At 56.4% G+C, this 18350-nt stretch carries 11 protein-coding genes; all 11 read left to right on the top strand.

What is annotated here, in order from left to right:
- The first annotated feature begins 19 nt into the window (after window positions 1-19).
- Window positions 20-1273 carry a hypothetical protein gene (locus tag NQ495_RS03420; RefSeq protein ID WP_009134360.1) on the top strand — a complete coding sequence of 418 codons (1254 nt, stop codon included), beginning with the start codon at window positions 20-22 and terminating at the stop codon, window positions 1271-1273.
- 130 nt (window positions 1274-1403) lie between these two features.
- The gene (locus NQ495_RS03415; protein ID WP_040294541.1) at window positions 1404-2330 is read left to right on the top strand and encodes a hypothetical protein; all 927 of its coding nucleotides are present in this window, start codon (window positions 1404-1406) and stop codon (window positions 2328-2330) included.
- 34 nt (window positions 2331-2364) lie between these two features.
- Window positions 2365-2958, top strand: a complete 594-nt coding sequence (locus tag NQ495_RS03410; protein ID WP_040294542.1) for a DUF3575 domain-containing protein — start codon at window positions 2365-2367, stop codon at window positions 2956-2958.
- A gap of 9 nt (window positions 2959-2967) precedes the next feature.
- Window positions 2968-4920 carry an OmpA family protein gene (locus NQ495_RS03405; protein ID WP_009134363.1) on the top strand — a complete coding sequence of 651 codons (1953 nt, stop codon included), beginning with the start codon at window positions 2968-2970 and terminating at the stop codon, window positions 4918-4920.
- A 32-nt stretch (window positions 4921-4952) separates the two neighbouring features.
- Window positions 4953-7421 carry a Calx-beta domain-containing protein gene (locus tag NQ495_RS03400; RefSeq protein ID WP_009134364.1) on the top strand — a complete coding sequence of 823 codons (2469 nt, stop codon included), beginning with the start codon at window positions 4953-4955 and terminating at the stop codon, window positions 7419-7421.
- 11 nt (window positions 7422-7432) lie between these two features.
- On the top strand, window positions 7433-8071 hold the full coding sequence (locus NQ495_RS03395; protein ID WP_009134365.1) for a hypothetical protein: 639 nt from the start codon (window positions 7433-7435) through the stop codon (window positions 8069-8071).
- A gap of 13 nt (window positions 8072-8084) precedes the next feature.
- Entirely contained in the window at window positions 8085-9107 is a 1023-nt protein-coding gene (locus tag NQ495_RS03390) for a FimB/Mfa2 family fimbrial subunit (RefSeq protein ID WP_009134366.1), read from the top strand.
- Between the two features lie 20 nt (window positions 9108-9127).
- Entirely contained in the window at window positions 9128-11464 is a 2337-nt protein-coding gene (locus NQ495_RS03385; protein WP_009134367.1) for a hypothetical protein, read from the top strand.
- A 167-nt stretch (window positions 11465-11631) separates the two neighbouring features.
- The gene (locus NQ495_RS03380) at window positions 11632-14076 is read left to right on the top strand and encodes a hypothetical protein (RefSeq protein WP_009134368.1); all 2445 of its coding nucleotides are present in this window, start codon (window positions 11632-11634) and stop codon (window positions 14074-14076) included.
- Between the two features lie 86 nt (window positions 14077-14162).
- Window positions 14163-16667, top strand: a complete 2505-nt coding sequence (locus tag NQ495_RS03375) for an InlB B-repeat-containing protein (protein ID WP_009134369.1) — start codon at window positions 14163-14165, stop codon at window positions 16665-16667.
- Between the two features lie 343 nt (window positions 16668-17010).
- Window positions 17011-17619 (top strand): DUF975 family protein, encoded by a 609-nt coding sequence (locus NQ495_RS03370; RefSeq protein ID WP_009134370.1) that lies wholly within the window; start codon window positions 17011-17013, stop codon window positions 17617-17619.
- Window positions 17620-18350: the final 731 nt, after the last annotated feature.

Here is an 18350-nt window from a genome sequence, read left to right as displayed (position 1 = left end):
TCCCAATCTTATCTGTGATATGAAACATGCATTCAAAATAACTGTTTGCGCATTCGTCCTCTCGCTGGGTCTGCTCTCCTGTAACAAGGGGGGCGACCCGCCGGGGCCGGACGATGCCCAGGGGGGCAAGGTTACCGTGTCGTTCGGGTTCGCAAAGGACCCGGCTCCGGAATCTAAGGCCGATTATACGCCCTCAACGACCCTTCCTACGACCTCCTGGTCCCGCAATATCAAGGATCTGCTGATCCTGTTTGTAGACCAGACCACCAGCAGGGTCAAGGATGCGCGTAACATCACGCCGGTTCCCACCTCCAACGACGGTGCAGTGCAGACGGTCACATTCACCAATATCGTCGCCAATACAGGAGGATCGAAATATGATGTTTACGTGATCGCCAATTCCCAGCAGACCGCATCCATTAAGCCCGCAGAGGGTTGGAATGCCTCGAATGTCAAAGGCCGGGCGATCAGCGCCCTGCTGATGGACCTGGTGGTGAATCCCGCTTACGCAACGGACAAGCCGACCTATGACGTTGCCCATCCCGATCCGGAGGCTAATTCTACGGGCTATTCGGAACCCGCGGAGATATTCCTGGCCAAGCAGCCGAATATTGCCGTGGTTGCGGATCAAAATAACACGCTGCCCGTTTTCAATCTGACGCGTGCCGTGAGCCTGATGCGCGTTCGAATCGACCAGCATGCCAATGGCAACGACCAGGTGAGCTTTACCGCTCCCGAGGCCAGTTTCCGGATTCGTCGCTCCGGGATCAGCCTGCGTCCCGACGGTACGGTAACCTACGCCTCGCCGAAGCGTGAAACGGCTGTGCTCTATACCAAAGGAGCGTTCCGGACGACGGAACCGACCGCGGCAGACGGTTACCAGGTCGGTGCGGGCAAATCGATCCTCAATGCCGGTGAACACGTAACCCTGTGGAAAGATATTCTGATGCTCCCGGGCGGCGGTACCGTCAGTGCGGAAAAATTCGATGTCGTGCTGATCGGCAAGGCCCCGGCAGGTTATGTGCCTCTGGGCAAAGCACCCAATCAGCCTTTGGGCAGTAGCGGCGGTCGCGTAGCCTGGAGCGGCGCCGTGAACGTAGGTGTGACGGCCAACAACATCCTCGAGGTGACGCTTCCCCTGGAGAGCGCAGGGAAGTGGATCGACGATCCTGACGAACCGGGTATTCCCGATGTCGGATTTTATGCACCCGTTACAATTCAGGTGAATTTGGCTGATTGGGGAAACATCATTTCCCAAACGATTCCTCTCTAACAGGTTTGGAGACGCTGTCCCGTCACGGGGATAGCGCCTCCTACTTTTTACTTTCCCAGTGCCGGGGTCGAAAGGCACATCCACTTTTAAATGATTGAACATGAGTTGCCACCTGTCCAGATACATCCGAATGGTTGCCGGCGTGATGCTGCTGTCGTACACGGCGGTGTCGTGTACGAACGATTATTTCCTGGACGAAAATAACTGTTGGCTTTATGTCCCTGAAATCCAAAAGGGTTCGATTCCGGATTTCACCGCCGTTTTCCATGGTGAAAGTGGCAACCACTTGATCACAAGGAAAGTATCGGCGCCGTTCGACAAAAATGAACTGATGCAAAACGGTATCCTTCGCTTCAAGCTGCAACCGGGTCCATGTACCCTCACCGCTTTTGCCCAGACCGGCAACATGCAAATGAGCGAGGGATTGCCGTTGGCCGATTCTTACATTTCCGCGCCACTTGTACCGCAAACCGAGCACGCGTTCGGCCCGTGCGGTCCGTTGCGCGTCCTGCAATGCCAATTGATGCTTTATCCCATCGGGCATCCCGATTCACAGAATCAACATACCATAGACATCAACGGGGGCCAGCTTTACACCGGAACAATCGTTCACGAATTTCGCGATCTTCCCGCCCAGGTCACCCGCATAGATATACGTTACACCGGCTTGTCCACCCGGCTGGGATTTAACGGCCTCTTCGGCGATGAGTCGCCGGATGACTACACGCTGGTCTCCTATGCTGTCGGAGGTCAGCGGGCGGTCACTCATTCTTTCCAGGACATGTACCTGCCTTCGTCGGGCACCCGCCTTGATGGGGCGGAAAGTGAACTCACGCCGCTTAAACTCGACGTGCTGTTCTATGCAGGGGAGGCGGTAATCGGACACTTCTCGGATGAAATATCAGATCCGGTGGACGAAAACGGAGCGACCGTTTCGGGCAAAGTTTACCTGCGTCCACGCCACACCCTTAAATTTGAATACAAAGGTTTCACGATCACCGGGATCAGTCTCGTCGGCTGGGAAGGCATGCATCCCGGGGATATAACGCCCATGTAACTCGATCGGTACCTAAAATATAAACCACAGTCTGATGAAAAGAACAATACGAATACTGGTGCTGGGCCTCGTGCTGGTTCTCGCGGCACCCGCGGTGAAAGCGCAGGCGATCAAAACCAATGTCCCGCTGTTGCTGGTTGGTACCCCCAATGTCGGAATGGAATTTACGGTGAGCCAGCAATTCACGACGAATCTCGATATACTTTGGATGCCTTATATGTTCAAAAAACATGAGGAGGTGCTCCGGGCGCTGGTCGGCAGTGCCGATTTGCGGTATTACGTCAAACCGCGCTACTATTATACCAACAATATGTATGACGGTTTCTACCTGGGTCCTTATGTCGAAGCCGGGAATTTCAATATCGGATTTTGGCGGGGTGAAGAGCGGGAAAGTTACCGGTACAAGGGGTGGGGCATTTCCGCCGGTTTGTCGCTCGGATACAAATTTTACCTGTCGAAGCGCTTTCGCCTGGACCTGAACCTGGGGCTGGGGTATGCACATCTGCAATACGATAAATACCAACTTGGCGGCGAATGGGCCGACTATCCGCTGGAACTCAAGGATACCCGGGCCTGGTTCGGACCCACGAAATTCGGCGTACATCTGGTCTATAACCTCTTCAGATAATTTGGTATCATGAATACAACAAACACAAAACAACTGTTCCTGTTTTTGCTCGGAGTACTGCTGGCGGGTACTGTATACGGCATCCGGAACGATGCAGCGGAACAGGAGGGGCAGCGCCGCGAAGGACGGGTCGAACGTTCCGCCGACCTGAATTTCATCAAGGGAAATCCCCAGCGGGCCATGGCGGCTTACAAAAGGGCTTATAACCGCATGAACGAGATGTGCAGCAATGAAAGGCTCAATATGGAGCAACGGCGCAAACTTTTCGGGGATCGCAGCCGCCTGGCCCTGAAAATTGCGAGGAACTATATGTTGTTGCAGGAGCCGGAGCAGGCCGTGATTTATTATAAGGATGTCTGTGATGTAAATGATACATTGTTGACTGTTAATGATGTCTGTTTTTATATTGATGCGCTCCGCCGCCTCGGAGATGACCAACAGGCCGAAATCGTGGCGCGTGGTTTCGCATTCCGCCAACCTTATTCCAACAACCAACGTTATCTCAATACGCTGGCATCGTTGTCCGATGTCCAGCACTATTACGGACGCGGAGATGCGGATTACCGGGTGAACCTGTTGCGTTTGGATACCCCTTTAGCCGAATACTGGCTCGGGGAGTGGGAAGGCAAACCTTTTTACGCGGTCAGCCGGGGGCGGATACAGGACCCGCTGAAGATTTATTACCACAGGACCCAGTTCTTCTCGTTGTACGAGGGCACGGTTCCTGAAGCGTTTCGTTTAATTCCCAGGGAGTTGCAAAGTGGTCCTGTGGCGTTTAGTCCGGACGGTAAAACCATGGTCGCCACGGCATTGGTTTATCGCCGTACGGATCGTATCGTTTCGACCGACAGCGATGCCGGGTTATTCGTTAACCAACTCTACTATTCGCGTTACGATGACGTGCGTAAACGCTGGAGCGATTTCCTGCCGTTGTTCGCCAACCAGGAGGGGAGTTCCTACGGTCATCCTGCATTCTATGACGACGGACGGTCGTTGCTGTTCTCTTCCGACCGGGCCGGAGGCTACGGAGGAATGGATCTCTATGAAACGCATTGGGATCCGCGACAGCAACAATGGAGCGATCCCGTCAATATGGGGAGTGACGTCAATACCGAAGGAGACGAGATATATCCCCGCGTCGTGGGCGACGCCCTCTATTTTGCTTCGAATGGCATGGAGGGATTCGGCGGCTATGATATTTACCGAATGAGTTTCATAAACGACGTACTGGTGCCGGGTACGCTGTTCCATTATCTTTTTCCGGTAAATACCGTCTACAACGATTTCGGAATTTTCTTTGACGGCACCGAAGGCTATTTCATATCGGACCGCCGGGGAGCCGCCGGTAAGGATGATATCTATTCGTTCGACAATACGATCTCTCCGCTGAGCAGTGAGTCGGCTATCGGTGTTTCAGCCGAATATTCCGCCATGGTGGGAAACCTCAATTTGATTTCGGGACTGGGGAACAGCAACACGGAAAGTTTCGAGACGGAAGTGCGCCAGTCGCTGATTTATCCGTTGCCCTCGGCCGGGGATCTGCTCGTGAGCGTCTATTTCGACTTCAACAGCAGCGGGCTCAGCGATGAGGCGCGGGAGAATCTTAGAAATGTGGTGGAAACTATGGGATTCAACGACTTGAATGCGATATCGGTAATCGGTTATGCCGATGAATTCGGAACCGAGAAATACAACCTGAAGTTATCCCGGCAGCGGGCGATGACTGTGGCTGAATTTCTTTCCGATCAGGGAGCAAAACCAGTCCTTTATCCCGAAGGCAGGGGCAAACAAAAAGTCCCGGTATCCGATTTTATCGAGGCGCTCCAGAAAAAGGAATCCCGGTATCCGGGTCTCGGGCATTCGGAAATAAAACGGTCTCCGATGAAGCTGACTTTTCAGGAACAGATTGAGGTGACACGGAAAGCCCGGCGTGTCGATGTGATTGTGAAAAAGCAAATGTAATGGAATTCAGATAGATCAGAAAATTAAATACTATGGAAACAGGAAAGAACATCTTCAGGGCGCTTTGTGTGGTGGTCGCGGTTTTTTTTGCCACCCGTGTACAGGCGCAATTTATGCCCGTCGTTTACAACCGCTCTTACGGCGAGGAGATCCATTACAAAATGATTTGTGCGGACTTTAATAACGGCGATGTCGTTGCTGTCGGGGAGAGCGGTTCCCGGCCCATCCTCTCTTGGTTCGACCGTCACGGCGAAAGCATTCTCTCACGTAAATTCCCGGACGGGGACTTTACAAAGATCGCAGGAATATTCCCGTTGCAGGACGGTGAAATCCTGCTGGTCGGGAGTTGCACGCTGTCTCAGCGCGCACAGCGCAACGGTACAATGGGCACAGGCCGGGCTATCGTCCTTACGTCGAAAGGCGCGGTCGAACAGGATGCCCGTGTGGGTATCGAGGGTTCCCGTGTGACAGAGGGACGTCGGCTGGCTGACGGCAGCCTGATTCTCGGAGGCGATTCACCGGCTGTGGACGGTACCCGCAAACCTTTTGTCTGCAAGGTTTCCCCATCCGGTCAGCAACTCTACAACTACATCCCGACAGCCGGGGAGGTTTGTGCCGGGCTGAACGTGCTGGGCAGCTCCACCGAGTATATCCATGCGGCTTTTTCCTCCGAAGACAACGAGGGCAGTTGTGTGGTAAGGCTCGACGAGCGGGGAAAACGTTACTTCATTACGCAGCTTCCCGACCGCACGTTCCGCATCGAAAAAATGGTTTCGACGGTCGAAGGTGATCTTTATCTCGTGGGCGAGGGCCAGAAAACGGGCGGCGCGTTGATCAAGATACGTCCCGAGGGCGATATCGTCTATCAGAAACAGATCGTTCCCACATCCGTGGATACGAAGCTCGACCAACTGATCGTATCTCCCTCCGGGGTGATTATGGTCGGAGGCAACGACCTTTCGAACTCTTATTACGCTCAGTTACGCCCGGATGGGACGGAATTAACATCCTATGTCGACAACGGGGTGATTACCGGGATGACGCAAGATCCCGGTTCGCAGACCTCTATTATCACCCTTTACGACCGTTCGACCTCCCGGGGAAAAGTTGTGAAATTCTCGAACGAGGGGCGCCGGCTGTATGAAAAAAATACATCGGCGGCTTACACCGAACTTCGTATCAACGGTAACGGCGATCTGCTAATGGCTAGTCCGGCAATGGGCAGGTTGAGTATGCTTTCGTCTTTCGGCGAACTGCTTTTTGACCGTTATGTCGTGGAGAACACCGTGACCCAATTTCAGGCGGTGACCTTACCGGCCAACGGCGAGGCGGTATTCCTCGGTGACGGCAGCCAAATCATCAAATTGGCTTACGGGGTATATGTCAGCGATATTCAGGTCAATAAACCGATCATGGGGAACACTACGGCCACTTTTACGGTGACTCTTTCGGGTTACGCTTTCACTCCTGAAGGCGCTCCGTTGCCTGTTACGGTCGATTACAAAACCCGTCCTGTAACGGCTTCCGAAGGAGTCAATTACGATCCTGTAGCGGGAACGCTCTCTTTCGTGCCTTCGACGGACGGTAGCGACCGTTACCTAAATAAATTCTCCGTCGAAGTTCCTATCAACGCCAATGATTTGCTGGAGGGGAGCCGCACTTTCAATCTGGATCTTGCGAATGTGACCAACAGTTACCTGATCCGTGCTTCGAGCCAGGCCCTGATCAAGGACCAGCCGGCCCTTGTTAAAATGGTTGCGACCAAACCGGGTCTTGAAGGACAACAGGATATCGTCTATGAATTGGGCATTTTCAAGACGAACGGGACTCCGCTTACCAATGCCACTCATGCCAATATCGTTATCGATGGTACCTATGGCAAAGGAACGGCCGACAAACTCGATTTCGATATGGGCCGGTTCCCCCGGCTGGTTATCAAACCCGATATGCACAGCGCCCAGTATGCTGTGGCGACCAAAGAGGATACCCGTTACGAATCGGTCAAGACCGTCGTGGTCGATTTCAATCATATCTATGCGATGAGCGATACGGATATCTCTTTCGGCAGTCCGGCATTGAGTTGCAAAGGACTGTTGTACGACCAACCGGCTCTACTGGCGATCGAATCGCTGGGTGATTTCGGACGGAAGAACAATGTCGTGTCCGGATTCTTCAAAGTGTCGTTGCTTCGGGCTAGGGACGGCGCGTTGCAGACCAACTGCAGTGGCGGCGATATCCTGATCGACGCGGCCGTCGACGCTTCCGGCACTGCCCGGTTGGGTGAAGACTTCGTATTGACGAACCTGCACGACTTGCGTATCTGGGGAGATGACAAAAGCAGTACGGTCAATATCGACGGAATGGTGCTTTTCTCTCCCGATTCCGAGGTGCGCAGGGTAGCCGTCAAACTTAATGGCGTTGAAGCCGGTGCCGATGCAGGTAAGATATCCGTTGCTCCGGACAAAGCAATGGCTGGGTTTAACATTGTTGTAAACAAATAATTCGTTCGGAGATGAGATGCTTTCAGCTGTTTCTCTGTGTCGGTATTCTCCTGGGAGCGTGTACGCTGTGCGCCCAGGAGAGCCGGTCTCATTCCCTGGCGCTGCATTGGGGGGTATGGATGCCTTCCGGGGGCAGTTTCCTGGCCCGGGCAGCTTGTATTGCTCCCGCTGCGGAATGGGATTGGCGCATTTCAAAAACCTTCTCTGTCGGTGCCGGTATCGGTTACACCCGGGGAGATGAAAGCGGTGTCACCAGTGACTTTTATGACGGGGACCTCGTGGCGGGATTTACCGACCGGCGTCTGATCCTGCTTCCCCTTACAGCACATTTGCGCTGGTTTCCGGGAGCTTCCCCGCAGCAGAAACTGCAACCTTTTATCGGAGTTGCGGCTGGCGGCCAATACGCGGAATTCCGGATCACCGGCGACCAGATTAATACCTCCCGGGGCCGTTCGTGGGGCGGAGTAGTGATGCCGGAGGCCGGTATCAGTTTCGCCCCCGTCTCCGGAGGTCGTTTGCGGTTCGAAGCGGCATGTGCGTGGCAGTATGCCTCCAATCGGTGGCCCGTGATGCATGTCGGTTCGCTTCGCGGGCTTTATGTCCGTGCCGGTATCCGGTATGTATTCCGCCGACAACAGCGGGTATATTGAAAAATTAAACAGAATGACGACAAAACTGATCCGATACGCATGGCCGTTGATGCTGGTCCTTGCACTGTCGTGCTCCAAGAAGACTGTGCTGCCTCCTTCTCCGCCGGATGAAGTCCCCGTAACGATCCGCACTTTGGCCGGCGCAGGGGACGACGAGCAATTGCTCAACGCTTCCGAAGCCGTTGTCAAGTCGGTGCGCGTTTACATTTTCGACGGAAATAAGTTGGATCGGATGCAATTCTTCGGTGAAGACGCAATTGCAAAGGGAATGCGGATGCAGGCCAAAGTTAAAGGGCATAAAACCTTCTGTGCGGTTGTCAATGAGCCTGCGGCGCTGACCGGGACGTTGGAAAATGTGACTACCCCGGCCGGGCTGCAGGCTGTCCTGTTTTCCCTGGCCGATTATATGGATCTGAACCGGAGCGTCAGCACGCTCGACCAGCCGGGTACGGCAGGAGCCTATATGTTGCCCCTGTACGGCGAGAGTAATGAGGTGACGATCACCGAGGACGGTCCCAACGACGTGGCACTCGATATTTACCGTGCCGTTGCCCGTGTCGATCTCTATTTGCGTACGGAGGCCTCCGCCTATGTGAATTGTGATGTCACACCGTCCTCTACGCTGACGGCGGAACGGGGTGCGGATATGGGATGTTTTGTTCCTGACGGGGAGGTAACGCCTCCTCCGGGAGCGGTCCGCACGATTACCCGCACTTCGCCGCTGAGGCTTTCACCGGCAACCGATGTGACGGACAAAAGCGATTACAAGCTTGTCTATTCCTATTACCTGCCCGCGCAACGGTTCGCGCGGGCCGAAGACCGCATCCGGATGACCCTGACGGAACTTGACTGGGAGGGCGATACCGCTTCATACCCCTCCTTTTCCCTGGGCGATGGGGTGGTGGGCTACGACAATACGATCCGGCGCAATTCGATTTATAAACTTTATTGCACACTTTCCCAGATCACCTTTCGGGTGGATGCGACGCTGCATGTCGAGGATTGGGACGTAATCCATCAGCATAGCGGTATCTGAAACCATATAAGGCAGAAAAAATGATAATATCCTCCTTAACCATATTTTTCCGGCAGCCTCTGGCGCAGCTCGCCGTGTTTCTGTGCGTATTTTGCGTACTGGTACCGGGGTGTACTAAGGATACGGGCGGTGGTGTTCCGGTCTCTGCGGACTTTACCATCCAGCTCCGTATTCCCGGAAACGGAGATAGCAAGGAGGTCCGGTCGGCTGCTGTGGCTGCGGAATCTTCGATCGATCCGCAGCAGTTGTATCTGCTGCTTTTCCGCGAACAGGCCGGCAAGTTCGAATACGCGGCTTTTTATACCCCCGCTACGGTTACGGCCGGTACGGTGGACGGCGCTACCGTCTATTCTCTCTCGCTCCGGTTTCCTGTTCCGGATCCGCGGGACAGTTACCGGTTCATGGTGCTGGCCAATCTGACCGACGATGAATTCGCCGGTGCGGCTGGTCCGGATGGCAGTAACTTCAAGGCTGCGAACGGCACGGCCGATCCGATGGAAACGATCCGCACGGGCATTACCTATGCACAGCCGGGCAACTGGCCGCTCAGGCCGTTCCGGTCGTTTCCGATGTGGGGCGAAAGCGGCGTTTTCACCGGTACGTCGCATACCGTGGGGAGCGTGAGTATGGTGCGTTCCGTGGCGCGTATCGACGTGGGTGTGAACTTCCAGCGGAATCCCGACGGCAGTTATCCGCTGGATAATATGGTCTCGCAGGGAATCGACGGTTTGAAGTTCCGGGTCACTTCGGTGAAGTTGTACAATGTGCCGGAGAAGGGGGTGATCGGGCCCGCCGCTGCGAATTATTCGGAATCGGGCCGCTATGTGACGGCGCCGACGTTACCCGGAAACCCGTCGATTCCGCCGGCTCCGGCTTACACGCGGTGCGTTTACACCCTGGGCGATTTGGATTATCCGTCCGGCTCTACGCAAAAGCGGTCACTGACCCGCACGCTTTATGTGCCGGAGGCCGCCAATCACGGGATTTCGGATAATGGCCGGGCGGTTTGCCTGGTGGTGGGCGGAGAGTACAACGGATCGTCGACCACGTATTACCGCATCGACCTCTACGACCGGACGCCGGATGCGGCCGGGAACATCTCCAAACCGACGGCCGCCACCCGGATCGACCTGCTGCGCAACCACATTTACGTGGTGGACATTATCTCGGTCAAGATGAAGGGTTATTCCACTCCCGAAGAGGCTTTCGCCTCCGATCCGGTCTACATGGACGCGACGGTGGAGGTGTGGGACCAGAGCCGGCAGGTCAATGTCTCGCCGGACGGGGTCTACAACCTGAGCCTGAATGCCAGCCAATTTTTTTTCAGTGGTTTTTCGACTTCGGGTTCGGAGCAGACGCTTCGCATTACGACGGATTACGACGGTTCGCTGGGTCGGGGTTGGACGCTGACCCCGGACGAGGTGGCCAAGGAGAGTGTTTATTTCCTGCGGAGCGACGGTACCCACTGTCACTACGGCGATCCGGCGTGGCCTTCGTCTGGCGCGCCGGGGACATACTCTTTCCGGATAGGGATGGAGGATTTTCCGGTCACGCTCGAAAACTTCCACCGCACGGCGACCCTTACCCTTCGCGCAGGGCGCATCGTCCGGCAGGTCACGCTGACCAAGACGCTCGTAAATGCCATTTCAGGGCGCATCACCATCCAAGGAACGGGCGACCAGGCGCAGCTGGTGCTGACCGAGGATCCGCACGACGCCGGGCTCTATTTCAGATGGGGCAGCGTGGTCGGCCTCTACAACGCTGGGGGCCGCAACAGCCCGCTGCCGGGTGTGGTCACGGATAATTTCTCGCTGGACGATATCGCCTTCAATCCGATGGAAACCAATACCGTCACCGACTGGAACAGCGTGCCTTACGCGAGCATTCCATACACTCAAAGTATTCCCCACGATCAGGCTTCGGTCAAACAGGGCCGCGGCGACCCGTGCCGGCTGGTCGGTTATACGGTTGCCCAGGTCAGGGCGAACGACTTCGACAACAAAACCTGGCGGATGTCGACCCAGGCGGAAGATGCCGAATTTGTCGGGAAATTGCAGTGGGGGGCCAAAGATGGCGTGAACGGCTGTTACTGCAATTGGCCGGGCACCTCGGACTATCAGGGCGGGACCTTCATGCCCTCGTCTGGATATCGGGGATATGCCGACGGGAAAAGGAGCTATTCCGATTTGGAACCGCAATATTGGACGGCTTCGGGGCTGCAGCCGGACTGGGCATTCTCATGGCTCTATAACTCCGAAAACGGCTTTCTGAATAAGAGTGCAATGACCACAATGAAAAATGGCCTCCCGGTTCGCTGCGTGCGGCAGTCGCCGGACGATCCGCCGCCCGGCACGTAGCGCTGTCCGGACGCAAACGCAATACACGAACGCCGACGCGAGGTAGATATCAACGTAAACACGCTCCACGGAGCAAACGTCAACACGAACACGAGGCCCACGCCAACGCCGCCCACACCAACGGCCATGCAAATGCCAACGCCACACCAACAAAACAGGTAACGACCATGATATTCCGACATTACATGATTCCCGTGCTCCTGACCTGCGGACTGCTGTTCGCGGGAGGGTGCGCGCAGGATTATTTCGACGGCCCAGAGTCTCCCCCTGCGGGCAGCGTTAAATTTACGGTGGCCGTTCCCGGGGGAGTGTTCGCACCGGGAACCCGCGGCCTTCCGCTGAACGACGAACGGACCATCGACCAGGATAATTTTCGCATTCTGCTCTTCAACGAGAATCCCGCAGGCTCCGGCACGTGGGTTTGCAAGCGTGTGATTCAGCCCGGGCCCACCGACTGGGGGGCCTCCACGACCGTCGGCGGTGTCATGGAGCAGTCTTTCCGCATTGCGCTGCTGCCCGAAGAGAAGGGAATCAAATTCAAGGCGATGCTTTTTGCGAACCTGCTTCCCGCTGAATTTCCGGCCTCGGTGGAAGGCAAGACGATGGACTGGGTGCGGAGCAACATCCGCATCGAACTGCCGGACGGCTCGATGTGGCCGACCGACGGCACGCGCAAACTGCCGTTGTACGGCGAAACGATCGGCACTTTTGACAGCAACGTATTCAGTGTGAAAACCGTTTCGCTGATCCGTCCGCTGGCCCGTATCGACGTGGGCGTGAACATCACCTCCCGTGCGGGCGACCTGTACGACCTCGACAACATGGCGGGGTCGAGGCCGGCCCGGGGCGGCGATTTCTACCTGTCGAGCGTGACGGTACATGCGGGCAGCCGGTCCATACAGGTCGCGCCGGACGCTGCGGCTTACGATCCTGCGGCGGGGAAAGTGACCGCTCCCAGCCTCACGGGGGCGGTGCCCTACGCCGTGTCGCCCGGGTTTACGCCGAATCCCCCCAATGCGAAGACCTATATGCTCTCTCGTGAAATCTACGTTCCGGAGTGCTCCGGCAAAACCGACGACAATTCCCAGTCCGTTTTCCTGATCGTGGGCGGCTATTACAACGGATCGTCGTCGGTCACCTATTACCGCATCGACCTCTACGATCCCGGTGCCGATCCCGCTGCTGCGACGGGGCCGACGGCGGCGAACCGCTTCGACTTGCTGCGTAACTACGCTTATGTGGTCGATATCAGGCAGGTGAAAGGTCCGGGGTATCCAGATCCCGAGCAGGCGGCCCAGGCGAAACCGGTCAACGACATGGAGGTGGCGATCGAAGCCAAAGACCAGGCCGATATGGTCAACATCACCACCGACGGCCAGTACCGCCTCGCGCTGAGCGCATCGGGCACGCTGCGGTTCGATATGCCGGGCCAGCGGCGCGACCTTTCGGTCTTTACCGATTACACGGGTATTCCGGGCTCATCCGCTTCGGGTTGGTCGCTGACCTGGGACGACTACAACACAAAAAAGGACTGGCTGGTTTTTTACGACGATTCCGGGAACGAGATTCCCGAGTCCGGGTGGGCTACCCAGGGTGTGACGCACGGAGCGGGCGGTGTGACTTCCACGCTGCACATCGGCATGAAGCCTTACCTCAAAGCCGGCGACCGGTTTGTGACGCTCACCTTCACATCGGGGCGCATGAGCGCCACGGTGCGGCTCCAGCAGCACGTCGACGGCGTGCCGGGTGACCTGGGCGAGTGGGGCGACCAGAATATTCCGGTGGATGTGGTTCCCGTCGCCTTTTCGATGCAGCCGGGGCGGATCGTGATGGATTACGGCTTCTACCGGTTCGGTGCGAAAGTCTATATGAGATCCAATTATCCGATCTATTTCAAAGGGTATATCGTCAACGGCGAACTGACCACCGACGGCTCGAACCTTCCCGCCTGGCTGCCGAAACAAAATATTACCGGACTGCCGAACAGCGAGATCAAGAAGACCGTATACATAGAGTACGAGGCGACGGCCGAAAACGAGCATCCCGGCGTGACGCTGCGTTTCCAGAGCGGAAACCTGATCCGGGATTTACAGGTCATTTACGACAACGGTCTGATTCCGTTTACGACGCTGGCCACGGAAGGATGGACGGACTATCCCATCGTGAACGGCCTGGGCATGCTGTTCAATCGCATCGGCAACAAAGATATAGGCAGCACCCCGGCGGCCGGGGACAAAAGCCTGCCCTGGTCGACCGACAAGCAATCGGTGGGCGGAACGGCGACGGGATTCAATACTGCCCAGGCGAATATGCTGGCGGTGACGCGGTTCTATATTTCCACTTCCAATAAAATCCCCGCTTTCACGGAGTGCCGCACAATGGGATATGGCAACGTATGGTTGTTCTCGCGGGACGAACTGCAAGTCTTGCTGAAATACAACCTCATGCTCGGCCCCTCGTACCGATTTGCGCCGCAGAGCGAGCTGCTGAGCTCCTCGGAAGTGGACCAGAACAACGCCTACACGGTGAAATACAACGGTCCCGGCAGTGTATCCTCCTATTCGAGGGATAAAAACGGCTCCTACATCGTGCGATGTGTCCGGGCTTTTTAAAGGATCGCCGCGGTCGGTCCGGGGCGCAGTGCAGCGGAAACGCGGTATAAGTAGTATAGATTGAGTGGTATAAAATGAAATCCGATATGAAAAAGAACCTTTCCCGTCTGGTGGCGCTGGGGCTGGTGTTGGTACTGGGCGCCTGCGTGAAGGACGATCCGACCGGCCCGGGCGGCCCGTTCCGGTTCAGGGTCTCGATCCAGAACCCCGAAGTGGTGGAGACGCGCAGCGCCGCCAGTAGCGGAGAGCTGACCATCGACGATGCCTACGTGCTGGAGTTTAATGCGGACGGGACCTACAAGGGCGGCGACAAGGTGGAGCAGGCCGATATTCTCGACAACGGCACCCGCAGTCCGTCGCTGCTGATGAAGCACGGTTTCACCGAGGGCAGCCGGATCGTTTGCCTGTTCAATACCGGCCTAGGGGCCCTTCCGGCAGGCTTGCAGCCCGGTGTCACCACGACGGCGGAACTCAATACGCTCTTCCCCGCCACGTCGTGGAATATCAACCGCCCCGGAGCGGACGGCAACCGGGGCATACCGATGTCGGGGGAGATGAACTACTCGTTCGGGGTCGCCTGTCCGGTGAAGCGTTCGGTGGCGAAGATCACCGTCGAATTTACGGGGGACGCGGGAGGACTCGACCCCGAAGAGCTGAGCTGGGGCCTCTACCATGTGCTCAGGTCGGATAAGGGGGCGGTCTACGTGTCCGACGGGGAGACGGGCATCGTCACGGCACCGGACATCGCGGCTGCGGATTTCGTCAATACCGCGTTTACGCGCAAAACGCTGGGGTCGTCTGCAACCGAAGGCGAGAAGGCCTACTACCTGCCCGAATATACCACGGCAACGAAAGCAGGCGTCAAACCCGTCGGCGGGAGCGATTTCGACACGGGCCGCACCTGCGTGGTCCTCTACAGTCCGAGCCGGGGCTACTTCCGCATCGACCTGCGCGACTCGAACCGCCAGTACATCGATGTGCGCCGCAACACCCGGATCAGGGTGAACATCAAAAACATCTTCGGCTACGGATACCTTTCGGCCGAGGAGTCTCTGCTGCTGCCGGGCAGCAACATCCAGTTTTCGATCAAGATCGACGGCGACGAGGATGTCATCATCAACAACGGCCAGTACGTGCTGCTGCTTTCCCACGACAGGAAAGTCGTCCCGGACGCTCCCGGTACCTACGTCGTTGCCACCGGCCGGTACTCCCCGTCGCCGGAACTGCCGCCGACGCCTCCCGACGGCCTGACCAACACCATCACGTTGAGCGACATCAAGCCGGCGAATGCAGCCCCGAAGCTGACCCTGGAGACCCACTCGCTGAGCGACGTGGCCCAGCCGATCAAAATTACGAGCACCATTCCTGCCAAAACCGCATGGAGCGCCAGCGTAAACGTCCGTGTCGGCAGCACGGTCCAGACGATCTATGTGGGCAACCGGGCCCGGCTGGATTTCCATTTGAATTATGGCGACGGCACCCCGCCGCCGCCGATCATTGCCGAATCGAATGCGAAGATCGTGATCCCCGAAATGCCGAACACCATGTACCGGACGGGAAGGGTTTTCCTTTGCTGGAACTGGAATCCGGCTCCTAACCCGGAAAGCACCAATGAGGACGTGGCCGTGTTGTCGACGATTTCGATGCCGGAGCAGGGGGGTATCCTCTATGCGCGCTGGGGTGACGAGGCGACGGCGAAGTTCGATACGGGAAGCGGCGGCTCCGCGGTACCCGACCAGGTGAAGACGGCTAAGGAAAAGTGGCTGAAACCTTCGCCCGATCCTACTCGTGAGGGCTATATTTTCGACGGATGGTCGGACGGAACCAACGGCCAGAAGTTCGGCGGGGCCGTGACGGCCAGCACGACCTTTACCGCGAAATGGAAGGAGCTTTACAAACGCATCACCATCCAGGGAACGGGCGACCAGGCGATGCTGGTGCTGACCGACGACCCGCACGACGCCGGACTCTATTTCAAGTGGGGCAGCGTGGTCGGCCTCTACAATGCCGGCGGGGCAAACAGCCGGTTGCCGGGTGCGGTTACGGACAACTTTTCGCTCGACGACATTGCCTTCAACCCGACGAACTCCAAGTATATCACCATTACCGACTGGAACAGCGTTCCGTATTCCACCGGAACGGCCCTCCAGCACAATTATGGCACGGTCACCATGGATGGCCTCGGCGACCCGTGCAAGCTGGTCGGCACTACGGTTTACGACATCAAGTACGGCTCCGGCTCCACGGTCGATAACAAGAAGTGGCGGATGCCGACCCAGGCGGATAATATCGCTTTCCTCTCGACGCAATGCTATTGGGGAACGAAAGACGGCGTGAACGGCATTTACGGCAGTTGGGCGAATTTCACGGGTTATGTGAGCGGCAGCTTCATGCCTTCGTCGGGATGGCGGGCCAGTGAGGACGGAAGCAGGTACTATGCGACTCAGAAGCCGGTCTACTGGAGCTCCACGGCGGGGACTAATACCAATACCGGGAGTGCTTGGGAATATACCACGACAGGCCCGAGCATCAACCTGAAAGCGAATTATGACAGGGGATACGCGTTCCCGATCCGCTGCGTGCGGCAGTAACGGCTCCCCGCTGTGCTACGGATGATCGTTGCCGACCATCTCGTGCCGTCCGGGCTGCACCGGAGACCCCGCTCCGGAGCCGTCCGCCCGAACTGCCTGCGCCGGTTTACCCCGTGGTTTTGGAATGCCTGTTCGCTCCGCCATTCTGAATACCGGCCCGACGGACGGGCTGGCTGCCCTGGCGGAAGAAGTGCCTGGAGAATCCAACTCTATAGGGAATGGTGGTTGGTTAAGGAATCTCCGGCACTTCGACCGTCCCGGCAGTTACGGCGGCGGGTGGACGGTCTGGTGGCGTGCGACGCACGGCACCAAATTGTAACCTAACCTTCAAACCCCAAACTTTATGGAAAAGATTAAACTTGTAGAAATTTTGACTGAAGCCCGGCAGGTTTTGCGGGGCCGCTGGGGAAAGGCAGTCTCCGTTTCGGTGTGCCTTCTTCTGATTCTGTTGGCTGTCGCTTGCTTGCGGTTTGTCAACCCGCTGCTGTATACGGCGGCCTATCTGCTCATAGCTGTTCAGGTCGTCGCTGGCGCCCAGTATATCTATCTGGACATGACGCGCGATGAGCCTACCGGGCTGGGGCGTCTTTTTCCCCCGTTGCGGCTTTACCTGCCTATTTTGGGTATCTTCCTGCTGACGGTGATTGCATGCTTCATCGGCATATGCCTGTTTATCGTGCCGGGATTTGTCCTGTCGCTGGGTCTGTCCATGTCGCTCTACATCCTGCGCGACCGGCCCGAGCTCGGGGTGTTCGGCTCCATGAACGCGAGCTGGAAGATGATGAACGGGCACAAAACGGAACTGTTCCTGTTGTCGCTGAGACTGGTCGGTTGGTTTTTGCTGTGTATCGTCACGCTGGGTGTCGGATTCATCTGGTTTTATCCTTATGCCCTTACGGCTGCAGCTTGCTTTTACGAACGTATCAAAGGCAAGGGGTTGGGGACAGAGTAGCCTTATCGTAACTTATCATCTCCCGGAGGATAGGACTAATTCATTTTGGTTAGTAAAAGGTCGTAAGTTAAACACGCGGTTCTTTCCTCCGGGATTTTTCGAAGTCACGTATTTGATTGACCGGATTCGGCGATTGCTGCGGGTGTCGGTTTTTGTTGAGGCAGAGGATAACGGATCACAGAGACGGGTGATCAAGAACAGGAAGACGAAGACCGGGCAGGCGTCCGGAAGGGGCCGGCCAATGGGCAGAACGGTTTGGAATATTTCCCGATCCAAAAATATGAAACTGATATGCAGGAATATGTGACATGTAACGTAGCTCCCCGAGGGAGACGCTCTGCGGGCCGTGTATTCGACAAAACGATCCGGTGGATCATCGGACTGTCGTGGCTGGCCTGTTTTTGCGTATTTATGGCTGTTTTCGGGCTGCCGCTGTTGCTGGTCAGGCTCGGTGAAAAAATGTTCGGAAAATAGTAACAGTCCCGGTTGAGGTGGCATGGGCAGCACGCGGGTTTTGACCGGATTTGTGTTTTAAGTGGCTGAAAAACATGAATGATTTACATTACATTAAATATTTGCTGATACTGGCTGCTGCCATGTCGGCGATCGTGATTTCCCAGACGGTGGGATTCCTAATGACGGCTATCAAGAAACGCAGACAGATGATGAGATATAACAGTTTTGTCCGTGACACGTATACGTGCCTCGGTCAACAAACACCGGCGTTGATC

Origin of the sequence: Alistipes indistinctus YIT 12060 (assembly GCF_025144995.1) — a bacterium.
Lineage (GTDB): Bacteria > Bacteroidota > Bacteroidia > Bacteroidales > Rikenellaceae > Alistipes_A > Alistipes_A indistinctus.
Note: the sequence above shows the minus strand (reverse complement) of the source record. Positions and strands in the feature narration are given on the sequence as shown.

Excerpts from the sequence above, each read along its gene's own strand:
- NQ495_RS03395 (WP_009134365.1), top strand. The coding sequence starts at position 7,433 with ATGAGATGCTTTCAGCTGTTTCTCTGTGTCGGTATTCTCCTGGGAGCG.
- NQ495_RS03415 (WP_040294541.1), top strand. The coding sequence starts at position 1,404 with ATGGTTGCCGGCGTGATGCTGCTGTCGTACACGGCGGTGTCGTGTACG.
- NQ495_RS03370 (WP_009134370.1), top strand. The coding sequence starts at position 17,011 with ATGGAAAAGATTAAACTTGTAGAAATTTTGACTGAAGCCCGGCAGGTT.
- NQ495_RS03390 (WP_009134366.1), top strand. The coding sequence starts at position 8,085 with ATGACGACAAAACTGATCCGATACGCATGGCCGTTGATGCTGGTCCTT.
- NQ495_RS03400 (WP_009134364.1), top strand. The coding sequence starts at position 4,953 with ATGGAAACAGGAAAGAACATCTTCAGGGCGCTTTGTGTGGTGGTCGCG.
- NQ495_RS03420 (WP_009134360.1), top strand. The coding sequence starts at position 20 with ATGAAACATGCATTCAAAATAACTGTTTGCGCATTCGTCCTCTCGCTG.
- NQ495_RS03410 (WP_040294542.1), top strand. The coding sequence starts at position 2,365 with ATGAAAAGAACAATACGAATACTGGTGCTGGGCCTCGTGCTGGTTCTC.
- NQ495_RS03375 (WP_009134369.1), top strand. The coding sequence starts at position 14,163 with ATGAAAAAGAACCTTTCCCGTCTGGTGGCGCTGGGGCTGGTGTTGGTA.
- NQ495_RS03405 (WP_009134363.1), top strand. The coding sequence starts at position 2,968 with ATGAATACAACAAACACAAAACAACTGTTCCTGTTTTTGCTCGGAGTA.
- NQ495_RS03385 (WP_009134367.1), top strand. The coding sequence starts at position 9,128 with ATGATAATATCCTCCTTAACCATATTTTTCCGGCAGCCTCTGGCGCAG.
- NQ495_RS03380 (WP_009134368.1), top strand. The coding sequence starts at position 11,632 with ATGATATTCCGACATTACATGATTCCCGTGCTCCTGACCTGCGGACTG.